The 12,515-nt window shown below is 46.7% G+C and carries 11 protein-coding genes; 5 read left to right on the top strand and 6 right to left on the bottom strand.

Annotation, left to right across the window (positions count from 1 at the left end; all coding sequences use genetic code 11):
* Positions 1–249: 249 nt before the first annotated feature.
* The 5 genes from USH94_RS11965 to catA all read left to right on the top strand — a co-directional run bounded on the left by USH94_RS11965 (position 250) and on the right by catA (position 5,492).
* On the top strand, positions 250–1,323 hold the full coding sequence (locus USH94_RS11965) for a catalase family peroxidase (protein WP_111963478.1): 1,074 nt from the start codon (positions 250–252) through the stop codon (positions 1,321–1,323).
* Entirely contained in the window at positions 1,320–1,907 is a 588-nt protein-coding gene (locus USH94_RS11960) for a cytochrome b (protein WP_111963480.1), read from the top strand. The genes USH94_RS11965 and USH94_RS11960 overlap by 4 nt, the downstream gene beginning before the upstream one ends.
* 400 nt (positions 1,908–2,307) lie before the next feature.
* Entirely contained in the window at positions 2,308–2,802 is a 495-nt protein-coding gene (locus USH94_RS11955) for a molybdopterin-dependent oxidoreductase (RefSeq protein WP_024909477.1), read from the top strand.
* A gap of 17 nt (positions 2,803–2,819) precedes the next feature.
* Positions 2,820–4,751 (top strand): putative bifunctional diguanylate cyclase/phosphodiesterase, encoded by a 1,932-nt coding sequence (locus USH94_RS11950; protein ID WP_111963481.1) that lies wholly within the window; start codon positions 2,820–2,822, stop codon positions 4,749–4,751.
* A gap of 63 nt (positions 4,752–4,814) precedes the next feature.
* Complete coding sequence (catA, locus tag USH94_RS11945; RefSeq protein WP_111963483.1) at positions 4,815–5,492, top strand: type A chloramphenicol O-acetyltransferase; 678 nt, start codon at positions 4,815–4,817, stop codon at positions 5,490–5,492.
* A gap of 184 nt (positions 5,493–5,676) precedes the next feature.
* Here catA and USH94_RS11940 read toward each other — a convergent pair whose 3' ends face one another.
* From USH94_RS11940 to USH94_RS11915, 6 genes are all read right to left on the bottom strand, one after another.
* The gene (locus USH94_RS11940) at positions 5,677–7,509 is read right to left on the bottom strand and encodes an ATP-dependent nuclease (RefSeq protein ID WP_320731324.1); all 1,833 of its coding nucleotides are present in this window, start codon (positions 7,507–7,509) and stop codon (positions 5,677–5,679) included.
* Between the two features lie 486 nt (positions 7,510–7,995).
* Positions 7,996–8,268: an ogr/Delta-like zinc finger family protein gene (locus USH94_RS11935; protein WP_044158864.1), complete on the bottom strand. Its 273-nt coding sequence runs from the start codon at positions 8,266–8,268 to the stop codon at positions 7,996–7,998.
* Between the two features lie 277 nt (positions 8,269–8,545).
* Positions 8,546–11,233: a DUF927 domain-containing protein gene (locus USH94_RS11930; protein WP_111965849.1), complete on the bottom strand. Its 2,688-nt coding sequence runs from the start codon at positions 11,231–11,233 to the stop codon at positions 8,546–8,548.
* Positions 11,230–11,640 (bottom strand): hypothetical protein, encoded by a 411-nt coding sequence (locus tag USH94_RS11925; RefSeq protein WP_013095754.1) that lies wholly within the window; start codon positions 11,638–11,640, stop codon positions 11,230–11,232. Before USH94_RS11925 ends, USH94_RS11930 begins: the two co-directional genes overlap by 4 nt.
* The gene (locus USH94_RS11920; RefSeq protein ID WP_013095753.1) at positions 11,630–11,869 is read right to left on the bottom strand and encodes a hypothetical protein; all 240 of its coding nucleotides are present in this window, start codon (positions 11,867–11,869) and stop codon (positions 11,630–11,632) included. Before USH94_RS11920 ends, USH94_RS11925 begins: the two co-directional genes overlap by 11 nt.
* On the bottom strand, positions 11,866–12,456 hold the full coding sequence (locus tag USH94_RS11915) for a host cell division inhibitor Icd-like protein (protein WP_181574054.1): 591 nt from the start codon (positions 12,454–12,456) through the stop codon (positions 11,866–11,868). The genes USH94_RS11920 and USH94_RS11915 overlap by 4 nt, the downstream gene beginning before the upstream one ends.
* Positions 12,457–12,515 lie beyond the last annotated feature (59 nt).

Genomic DNA, 12,515 nt, shown 5'->3' with positions numbered 1-12,515 from the left:
ATTTACATTTTCTGCCATCGCCTACCTGTTTCGGCACTTTTTCACGCTGGGTCACCGACTCGGTCAAAATTTCCGACACGATGAGTAATCCGGTCTTATGACAGCGGAAAGATTTAAACTTTTCGTGATATTCTTTCTTTACGCCCCTTAGTTCCTATACTCGAGCTATATTCGCCACTGTATTACCACATGTCACGCGCATTACGTTGTGCATGACAGGTGATGGTATTTTGTTCTGGAAAAACGTCTATGTCGAAACTGGATTTGAGGTCCAAAAAAACCTGGGGTGCGCTGGCTGCGATCGCCGTTGTCGCCGGTACGCTGGCTTCTGCTTTTGCATGGACGGCGGGCTGGCTTGGGTCACGCACGGTCAGCCAGGCACTGGTGGGTGAAACACCGAAACCCTTCCCGCCGGGTTTTCGTCGCGCGCATGGAAAAGGCATCTGCTTTGCTGGTACCTTTACGCCAAACGGCTCGGCGGATTCCCTTTCAACCTCCCGCCTCTTCTCGCAGCAGGAAGTGCCCGTGGTGGGCCGATTCTCTATTGGTACTGGCGATCCCCATGCCCCGGATAGTACGACCAAAACCCTGAGCATGGCGCTGCTGCTGAAGACAGATGACAAGCAACAATGGCGAATGGCGATGAACAACGAGCCTTTCTTCGCCACGCACAGCCCTGAGGGTTTTCTGGCCTTGCGAAAGGCCACTGCTGTTGATGCAGCCACCGGAAAACCGGACCCGCAGCGTCTCAAAGACTTTTTAAAAGCGTACCCGGAGGCGGAGAAATATCTTAAATGGGCGGCACAAAAACCCGCGCCCGGCAGCTTCGCGGGCGCGACGTTTTACAGCATTAACGCCTTTTATCTTGTGAACGCGCAGGGGGATCGCCAGGCCGTTCGCTGGATGATGCGTCCGCACGAGCCTTTCCTGTCGATAAGCGATGAAGAACGACAGAAAGCTGATGACAACTTCCTGTTTGAAAACCTGCGTCAGCGCCTGGCGCAAAAGCCACTCTACTGGGATTACGTTTTGCAGCTCGCACAGCCGGGCGATCCGGTAGATGATCCTTCCCAGCCATGGCCGGACGATCGCAAAAAGATGATGGCCGGCACGCTGGAAGTGACGCGCGTCGAAGCACAATCCACAGGCGCGTGCCGCGACGTTAACTTTGATCCTTCTGTCGTTCCAGCAGGCGTTGCGGTGTCTGATGATCCCATCTTAAACGCACGCTCCGCTGCCTACTCCCACTCTTTCAGCCGCCGCGAGCGGGAAATCGGCTACGGTAAGGCCACCGAAGCCGTGCAAAAGCAGGAGGTAAAATGAGCTCGAATAAAGATATGCGAGAGCACGCGCCGCAGCATTTCAATATCCTGGCGCGAAGCCTGCACTGGCTAATGGCGGTGATGATCCTGGCGATGCTGTTCATCGGTGTCGCGATGATGACGTCGTTGCATCACCGGATTTGGTTAATCGACCTGCACCGGCCGCTGGGTGTCGCCATTTTACTGATGGCACTGGTGCGTCTGGTCAACCGGCTTCTTAGCCGGACGCCTCCACTTCCTGCCGATTTGCCCGTCTGGCAGGTGCTTGCAGCAAAGGCATCACACTGGATGCTGTATGGGCTAATGCTGGCAATGCCGCTGCTGGGTTGGGCGCAACTGTCGGCAGCCGGCCTGCCGATTGTCATGTTTGATGGCGTCAACCTGCCGGCGATTGTCCCGACCAGTCCAGCACTGTATGCCTGGTGTCACGACGCCCATAGCCTTCTGGCAAAGTTGCTTTTTGCTGTGGTGCTGGTCCATCTCTCTGCGGCACTCGTTCATGCATGGATCTACCGGGACGCAGTGTTTTCCAGCATGGCGAAAGGGGGTAAGTCGGCGGCGGCCACCGAGGATGGCCTCAAGTAAGCAAAGCGGAATGGGACACGCACAATCAGAATGTTCGTGTCCTCGCTTATCAACGTCATCCTGAAACTACGGTCACAACCGGGGCGCGTATTCAGTCTCCAGATTCGCGTCCCAAAAAGCCACGGACATCCAAAAATTGTCGTGGAAGTTAATATCAATCAATTAAAGCGATTATTTTTTAAACAGAAGAGCATTTATGCCCGCAATTTTAGCTTTTATCAAAAAGTTAAGCGTCGCTCGAGTATCAAACACCCTGCCACCTGCAACACCTAACTCATTGATTAAAATGAGTTTATATCAATAAAAACGATAAAACCCCTTACTTCCCAACAAAATATATCAACTCGTGTGATATCTAAATTATAATTCTTATACTTACGTTAAAAAGGTGGAGGTCAAAATGCGATTAACCCTACTGCTGTTATGCTGTCTTGTACAAAGTGTAACCTGGGCTGGCGACCTGCCAAAACCAGTTGGTAAACCCATTTTAACGATTTACGGTAATATAGAAAATACCAACGAAAATGGAAAAGCAGTGTTTGATCTCGCCAGCCTTGAAAAACTCGGAGTAGTGAGTTTCGAGACGACCTCCCCCTGGTATAACGGTCGTACGAAGTTTGAGGGTGTCCCAATGAGCAAGCTCATGGATTATGTGGGTGCAAAAGGTACAAACGTTAATGTTATTGCGCTCAATGATTACTCAACCGTCATCCCTCTCAGCGACTTTAAAAAATACAACGCCATACTTGCCTTAAAGGTCAATGGCGAATATATGCGCATCCGCGATAAAGGCCCATCGTTCATTGTATACCCCTATGACAGTCTTCCTGAGTTGAATAATCAGATTTATTACTCACGATCAGCATGGCAGGTTAGCAAAATGAAGATTGAGTAGTCGTTCAGGAGAACATAATGAACAGGATACTGGTTGGTATCATTTTTTCTCTTTTTATCACGACAGGATATATTGCATTCCTTGTTTACGATCGACAGCAGGAATTGCAAAAACTGACTCAATACACTGAGTCCTGGTCCGTGGCACAATTGGTATCAGAGTATTACCGTTTTGAATCATGGCTTGGTCTATACGCAACCGATACCGATGACGTTACGATAGACCAGGTCCGCATGCGCCTCGAAATTATGCTTAGCCAGGCCGATTTAATGAAGGGGGGAGATTTAGGTCGCTACATTGACAGCGATAAAACGCATCAGGAGCTGGCTTTACGCTTAGAAAAAATACTGACCTATCTCGATAGTCATCTTGAAAAAATGAGCCATCCGGAGTTAAAGTCATACCTGACAAATATGCATGAGCTCGATGCACCGCTCAGCCAGCTGTCTGCAACGGCATTAACAAAAGATATTAACACGGTTAATGAATCCAACAACAAAATACAAATACTGTATTATATTTATTCCGCACTCTCTTTGCTCCTGGTGATTTTAAGCTTTATTCTTGGCTTCCTAATGATCTACCAGAATAAAAACATTCTGAAAGCACACATGCAGGTCAAAAGCCTGGCTGATGAACTTCAAATATCAAAAGAAAAACTGCAAATTCAGAACGCGAAGCTGGAGTATGATGTTTATCATGACTCCCTCACCGGCATGAAAAACCGCCTTTTCTTCTGGGACGATCTCAACAAAATTAATCTTCAGGCAGATAAAAATCACGTCCCCGTCACGGTGATGTTATTTGATTTAGACCGCTTCAAAGAGGTCAACGATACCTATGGCCACGATACGGGAGATTTGCTGTTGAATCAGGTATCCCGACGGCTGACCTCGATGAGCAGCGCAACGGATACGTTTTACCGTTTAGGCGGAGACGAGTTTGCCCTTCTGTCGAGTGGACTCACCGAAACTGCCGCCGTTTCACGCGCCAAAGAAATCAGCGAGCATATTAGCCAGCCCTACACGATAAATAACCAGCTGATAAAAATCGCCACCTGCGTGGGTATCGTTTTATCTGATAATGAACGACGCTCTGATTATCTTTATAAATTTGCCGATCTGGCGCTCTACGAAGCCAAAAAAGAGGGTTCACAGCAGATAAAAGTTTTCCGTCAATGGATGCTGCAAAAGTTGCAGGAAAGCAGAACTCTTGAACATGATATGGCACTGGCGATCGATAACCGTGAATTCGTTGTTTATTATCAGCCTATTGTCGATTCATTCAGCAATGAGATTTACGGCTATGAAGCGCTGATTCGCTGGATACACCCGGTGAAGGGGATGCTTGCACCAGATTATTTTATTTCCGTCGCTGAAAAAACGGGGATGATCAATCAGATCGGCAAAACCGTGCTTGAGCTTGCCTGCCGGGAAGCAGTTTCCTGGGCCGTTCCGGCAAGGATCTCTGTAAACGTTTCGCCTATTCAGTTAGGTAATAAATCTTTTACAACGATGGTGCAGTCCATCCTGAAAGAGACTGGGTTACCGGCTAGCCGACTTGAGTTAGAGGTAACGGAGTCTTCACTCTTCAGTGACAGCAACATGCCGATCACTATTCTCAAAAAGCTCAGAGCGCTGGGTGTAAAAATTTCTATCGATGATTTCGGAACGGGTTATTCGTCACTCTCACGACTGAGCGAACTCAATTTTGATAAAATCAAAATCGACAAATCCTTTGTGAGTCCGATATCCACGCAGGATGATGCCCTTAATATCGTTAAGTTAATTACCGGCATGGCGAAAAGCCTCAACATGCGGGTCATTGCAGAAGGTGTTGAAACCGAAGCGCAGCTTGAACGTCTTCAGGCGCTTGGCTGCGATCTCGTGCAGGGATACCTGTTCGGAAAACCCCAGGCTGAGATTGACAGGAAGATTAGATACGGTTGAAATGGTTGTCCGGTTGTTTATGGCCCAAAATCATTTAGACGATTGATAATCAAAGGTTAAGCAATGAAAAAAACAGCCCCGGCCTATACGCCTGTTGATTTATCTCGTTGGCCAAGGAAGGAGCATTTTGAAGTCTTCCAGTCATTTGCTGAATGCACAATTAACCAAACCGTTCTGATCGACATTACCGCGCTGAGAAAACACATCAAAGAGGTTGGCTGGAAGTTTTACCCGACGATTATTTTTCTCCTGTCTAAAATTATGAACAGGCATCCTGAGTTCCGCATGGCTATGAAGGACAATGAGCTTGTCATATGGAATGAAGTTCACCCCAGCTACACCATTTTCCACCCAGAAACGGAGACGTTTTCGTCATTGTGGAGCCACTATGACGGCAATATTCATCACTTCCAGAACACGTATACTGAAGATACGGCCCGCTATGGAAATATCCTTTCGTACTGGCCTAAGGAAGAATCCCGGGAAAATGTCTTTTTCGTCTCGTCTATTCCGTGGGTAACGTTTACCAACTTTAATATGAACATTGCGCACATGAAGAACTTCTTTTCGCCTATGTTCACGTTTGGAAAATACTACGAACAGGATGGAAAAGTGTTGTTGCCTATGGCAGTGCAGGTCCATCATTCGGTGTGCGATGGTTTCCATGTGGCAAGGATGTTTAATGAGCTGCAGGAGATGTGTGATGGTTTGTCGGGGCTTTCAGAGGAGAGGAATGGCTGATGCACAAGGGACAAATGTTGTTTATTTGATAGTCGGAAGACTACGTTTAAAGATGGTGCGATAATAGGAGTGAAACATTAATTCAAGTAATTGTTTAATAAGAGAAAAAATAAAATAAAACAATAAGATGCCCCCTAAAATGCCCCCATCACCATTGATTGTGAATGTTGGGGGCACTTACAAGTTAGCTTGCTAATTTGGCACAGAGCCTATCATATATGGCCAAAAACTCATCGCCATCTTGGGTAAAGAAGCTTTCCCTTAATTCGTCAAATGTTAGCGAACAAAAATGTTTATGAGTAACCTTTTTTCCTCCTAATCTTATTGTCAAAGCGTGACTTTTACACATTGCTTTAACATCACACCACTCATCTAAAATTAGGGATGAACCAGGAACCAACCTCTCTAAAGATTTTCCTGTGAAATAGTTTTCTATTTCTCTCCTTCGTAACACATTAAAATCCACATTTTCTACAAAGCCCATCTGCTCAAGTTCTTTTTTATTTGGAGATTCATGCTCTTTACTTTCCTTATCTGAATCCAACACAATAAAAAATGGCTTGTTGAATTCTTTAATAAGATCAAGCGTCACCCAGTGCTTGATACTGCTACACCCCCCAATAGGAATAGTTAAAATACCAAGCTCTTCGAAATGATTTGGGATAAGAGTTTCTTCATGGTACTTTTTACTAAGGTATTTAAATGCTGTACAATCATCTATACCTTCGAGTAAAAGTAATAATTTAGATTTTTCTATAGCCGGAAAGAAAGTGCTATCGGGTTTTATACCTAGATCATTAGCTATCTCCAAAACGTTATCTACTTCAGCATGATAACGATAGTCACCATTTTCTTTTATGACGTGATGTAAATGTCTTTTACATGATTTAGCTACTATGACTGGCGAATGTGTTGTAATGATAACCTGATATCCACTTTTGGTAATATCAAAGAGTTTATCAAAAAGATTTTCTTGTGCTGATGGATGAAGGAAAGTTTCTGGTTCTTCAAATCCGAATATTATATTTTGATGTTCAACTTCTTCAGCAAGGCTTTCAAAATAAGCCATCATCGTGATACGTCTAAAACCATCACCTCGATTGCTAAGAGGAATAGCCCCTTTATCAGAGATTGACTCAAATGATGTGCTTATTATTTTTGACCAATCGAAATCAACTCTAGCTCTTACCTGCTCAGTTGCTGGTACTACTGCATTTATTTTAGATGTTATTTTATCTAATACTTTTTGTAAACGTGAGCGTATAAGTGTTTCCGATTCAGAAGTGTCAATTTCATTTTTTATTGTAGAAAGTGCTAAATCCCTAAAATAATTTTGTATTTTTGTATCACTTTCGTCTAGCGATGAGTCTGCTACAAAATATTCAAATCTAGGCATTAATTTCTTTAATTCTGCCTCGACTTTTTTAATCCTGTTTTGTCCTTGAGTAGGAACTTTATCGAATATGTAATGATATTCATAATTCATCTCAATATAATAAGACAATAACTTTTCACGTTTTTCTGTATTGCTAAAAGCTTCAACATCTTTTTTAGTTGCAATGCCTTTTTCTGTTTTAATACCAGCTTCGGTACATGCCTTTATCAGTTGGGTTTCAGTCATTCCAAAAAAATCTTTATCTCCATAACTACGTCTTTGTATTGATATTTCAGGGGAAATCTTCCCAACCTTAGTCCCATCCCAAGTTTTTCTATACAAAATCAAACCATCTTGATTAACGAACCCTTCTTTTTGAAAAGTAGTTAAAACTGTGTCGTCTATTACAATACCATCATCATTTGGTAAAAAGCATAGAGTGATTTCACAATATTTCTCAGTTTCGTTATTCAAAAATTGCGGGTAAAAGGTTCTGTTATTGATGAAGAGATCCAATGCCTTGAGAATCGTTGATTTACCCGCATCATTTTTACCTACTATGACGTTAAGTTCTTTGATAGGAACTGTTATTTCTTCTTTAATCCCACGGAATCCTTTAATGCAAACTTTTTCTAATCTCATTATTTTTTCCTCAGAGGAGCTGTGTGAGCAATAAAAAGTTAGCACATAGTGTTTTATCTTTGAATACCTGTAATTTTATATATCTATGACTTAACTCAACTTTTGCAGAAGTAAAAATTTCTAACCTGACAAAAATTGCACTACACCGCACCCGCCTGCGGTTTTCAGATCGCAAAAATTTTTCAGTTGGGATTTTTTACAAATGATAGCGCCAGACCGCGCCACAACTGGGGATTTACAGCGAGAAGGGAACTGAAAAGAGTGAAAAGAATTTCAGCTTTTTTCAGTTTAGCTTTACTCCAACATCATAACCACTTGAATTAAGCCATTGATAGTAAAGAGATATAAAATTTTAGGTGAGATTTCTCATGATAACTGACGGCATACTTAAAAGTTAAGAAACTGATTCTTATAGACATTTTCCTTAAGCAACTGAAATTTAATGAACCGAAGCCGGGAAAATTTTAGTTTCTCCCGGCGAACCGTTCAGTGGCTCTCTTTGGCTGCCAACAGGAGTTCTAATGCTTTTTGTCGCTCGTCCGGTGGCAGGGCATCCATTAGCTCTTTAATCCGTCCCTGGCCGCTCAACGCGCTGGGACTAATCGTGTGTGAAAAGGAAACGTTCATCACAAACGTATGCCCACATTCTACATTTGAGCAATAACAGTACACATCTGATAATTTGGGGTGCTTTCGGTTTGTTTTCCTCACCGTTGCCGCAGACATACACTCCGGGCAGTAAATTTTCATCACTCGCATAACTAAACCTCTGTTGCCTGCCAGAAGAAGGGATTTTGGTTCCCTCCCTCTTGTTCTGAACGTGTAACACTGGTAACACGTGTAACATCGTTGATTTAATTGAAATTAATCTGTTACCAGTGAGCCAAATAAAGAGGTAACGCGTGGTAACACACTGATTTTTGTTACCACTGTTACCAGTGGATATTTCTGACTGGTAACAGTGGCAAGCCTCGTCATTACTGCCTGTTACCTCTGTTACCAGTGTTACCTCATAAAAATAAGACTCACGCGATAACTATTCGGGATCGGTGCTACCCAATACTTGCGTATTAAACTGGTACACGCGCTTAAGCCCTATTTCTGGCAGGCGAACGCTGTTTTGTGTTCTCCCGTCCTCTCCGGCCTTCAGCCATCCCGCCTCAACACACAATCTGGCCACCTTACGCGAATCGAACCCTTTACAAATTTCTTTCCAGCCAGATGGCAATACGTAGAAGGTCACAGTGGATTCTGTCACGTTGTCGCCCTTGTCCACTTTCCTGAACCCCATCATCGCCAGTGGACGGTTCCTGTCGTCGTGCCAGTCAGCAAAGCGGCTGAACTGATTACGTGTCATATAATCCCTGACCTGCTCCAGTGCGGTTTTATCCTCCTGGTTCGCGGTATGCCCACGATCAGCCATCCATGAGGCCAGGCAACACTCAGCAGCCCTGAACGCCTCACCTTCAGGCCATCCGGTTATCCCGGCTTGTGTGGCAAGTTCTCCGGCCATAGCAACCAGCGCAAAACGGGTAACAGCACGCCCAACCTGATTTCCTGCATCCGCTGGTGTCAACCTGCGGGTGTAGTCCTTCAGCAGCGCTTTCGCCTGGCTGGTCAGTTCTTGGAGATCGGCTGTCAGACAATGCAGCCAGTCGCGGAAGGGTGAGCCATGATAATGAATAACGGCGTGTTCCAGATGCTCCGCCAGCGTTTTACCGTCACTAAAGCCGTGCAGCTCCTCAAATACTCCATGCTTGCCCGAATCACTCGGGATCTGGATCATGCGCACTTCAACCCCGGCGTAGGTTCGCTCTCCGGCACTGGCGGCATGCTCGACCAGTGACAGCTCCCCCGTGGAAAGAAACAACAAATTCCAGCGGTTTGTTTCCCGTACCGAACCATCAGTTCGGGCGCGGGCTTTGCCCTGGCCGTTCGCCAGCATGTAGGCAATATTTCCCGCCTCTCTGCCATCCACCTCGCGGATTTCATCAAGCATCAGTGTGGCATCATTGCGGCGGCTGGCCGTTCCTTCCAGCGCGTTCCCGGTAGCACGCCATGTATGCCAGAAATCCGTACCACCGCACACCGAAGCAGCCACTTTCATGGTCGTGGTTTTACCGTCTGTAGATTCACCTTTCAGGTGATAACCGCCGCCACCTATGCCAACCAGCTTCAGAAGCGGCGCGGCGAATGCCAGGCTTACGGCAAAGGCCAGTCGGGCATTATTGACGCAATAGCGGCCTATGTTTTCCCGCCATTCTTCCGTGGTGCCCGTAACACGAAAATCACGCCCCTGAACGCTGGAAGTCTGGAGAATGACAGACTGTGACTCTTTGCCGATCACTTCATCCTGAAGAACATAAACCCCGCCATGCCAGCCTGTTTTATTTACACAGGTCACTTTTCTGTCGGGTTTGCACAGGGAGATATATTCCATCAGGTGTGCTCTGGCCATCCCGTTGATATTGATATAAGAAAGCCCATTGACCAGCAGCACGCGCCGCAGCTCTTCCCCGCTGCCGCCCAGCATTTCCATCGGCATTGCCCATTTTCGGCTCATACCGTTGGTGTCCTCCCATTCCAGCAGTCGGCCATAGTTGCTGCCGTCAGCATCGCTGGTGATGGCTGTCACACGCAGCGGGCTGCAAATCTTGATATTGCGGATCTCAGTGTCACCATCTGATTTGTTCACCAGCTTGTCGTACCACAAATATTCTTTCGTGAGCCTGAAGCCCTGCGGCAATCTGGTTTGCCCTTTTCCGTGCAACGTCATTTCCTCCCGGAAGGCTTCACGCGCCCTTTCCTTCCCGGTTTCCTGGCGATAATCATCCCAGTCGGCTTTATGACGTACCGGAGGCAGAGTTACCCAACCATCTACGGCTTTCGCCGCTTTTTCAGCCCATACCCGGCCAGTGTTCTCTTTGCCGTCAACAAGATCGTTATCTCCAGCCAGGATAATCCGGGTGTCAGGCCATCGAAGGCGGATTTGCTCAGCAACCTTTACCAAATTTGTGGCCGCAATAGCTGCAACGATCCAACCTTCAGCCAGGAGGCTGACCGTCAACGCAGTGGCATATCCTTCAGTGATAATGACCTGTTCCGGAGCATCAGACGGAACATCAGCCACGGCAATAAAAGCACCTGACAGCTGACTGCCGGGTAAAAGACTTTTATCACCATCGGAGTTAATAAGCTGACCACCTGTAACATTCCCGGTGATGTCAGTTAAAGGCAGCAGCAGCGACCCGGCTGGAAAAGACATCCCCGCCAGATTGATGGCGGCAGTAAGAAGCGGTAAAGAGTAACCCTGTAATCCCTTTTCGGTCAGATAGGCTGATTCACCGTTTTGAGACAGCTTTTTAAGTTTCTGATAGCGGTCTGCCCCGGTCTCTTTTCCCCCCGTCTTTTTCCTGGCTGGCATAGCGGGTTTATCCTGTACTTCAGGCAATGCCAGTACCTCAGAGACCATTCCCGCGGCCTCCTTCACTGAGCGCCCAGTCACCAGACGGACTAAATCAAGGCCATCGCCATTGCCGCACTGATTACAGAACCATGTTCCGCGCCCATCTTTGTCATCAAGACGAAAGCGATCTTTTCCGCCGCAGGCCGGACAGGCACCGTGGCGTCGGGCGGAAGGAACATTAATCCCTAACGCGGAAAGGATGTGTGGCCAGCGCCCGTTTGCTGCCCCCGAAACCGCAGATACAGACTGAACTTTCATAGCAGTACCTCCCCGACTCCCGCAGTGGTAATGCTGAACCCCGGAGGTACTTCTCCATCTGGCGCACCGAAAACGATGTCCCGGTACACTTCACGTAGCTCAGAAACACCAAATGCGGAAAGACGAATATTTTCAGCCATGTAACCAGGTGACAGCATTCGCTCCAGAACGTCACACGCCAGACGATGCCCCTCTTCCTGGCCGAATTCGTTAATCCAGGGCGCTTCAATATGATAAAGAATATTCATGGCCACACGCTCAGGTGTCAGCTCGATACGCTCGCCATCCTCGATATACACAGCTTCCCCATTAATCCGCAGCATCAGGGAGATATAGGCGTCAGCAATGCAGGAGCGCAGAAATGCCGCCCGAAATTCTGGTGAGTTGATCCCGATATTAGCGTGCATCGCTTTCTCCTTTCATAGTGCTGGTTTCCTTCACTACGCCTTCCAGCTGTTCTGCAATACATGCCATTAGCGCTGCGGCACCTTCAGCAGAAATCGTTTTCGTTCCGCTCATTACAGGCATTGAAAGAATTTCGGCAAGAAACTCGCTGGCCTGAGCTATTCGTAAAAGACGGCTTTCGCCCACTTCAGACAAGGTGCAACCATGTTTAGTGATAGGTAAATGGTTCATGCGTTCACCTCCCCGAAATTGTTCATCGGAATACGTGCGGCGAAGCTCAGTACAAAATCGGCAACGAGTTTCAGACGTGCAGCTCGCTCGCAGGGTGCAACAGTACGCCCAGCGAATGGACGCGCGGCATAGTCAGAACGGCGAACAGCGAGAAATACAAAGGTAAATTGAGGGTGAGGCAAAGCAGGGATCGTAGCCATGGTGGCAATCTCCTTCAGATAGCGGGTAACGCTACCACCGGAGTTCCTACGCTCATGGGTGGTAGCCCAGACGGGGGTAGGAATACCGGCTCTGAAGGATACCGGCCAGCCCGAAAGCTGCCCCGCCTGGACTACCATAATTTGGATGATGTGGCGTAAATAACGAATAGATACGGTTAACCACCACACCATAAAATAAGGGTGAGTCAAAGCTACGACACAAAAAAACACGCTCGGCGCGTGTGGTGTCGCCTTCAGATAACACGGGTTCCTACGCCCGATTGCCGATTTTGCGGCAACGCTGCGAATATAGCCCGAGCATTTAGCATGGTGCAAGAATTTTATAACCGAATCTTGTGTGTTGAACATATAGATAAACCCTGGCATTCTTAAACCGCAGACCGAAGTTTCGGTTTTTCATTATCCTGTTGCTGTGCATAAGACCC

It is taken from the genome of Enterobacter sp. 148H3 (assembly GCF_034107425.1).
Lineage (GTDB): Bacteria > Pseudomonadota > Gammaproteobacteria > Enterobacterales > Enterobacteriaceae > Enterobacter > Enterobacter vonholyi.
Note: the sequence above shows the minus strand (reverse complement) of the source record. Positions and strands in the feature narration are given on the sequence as shown.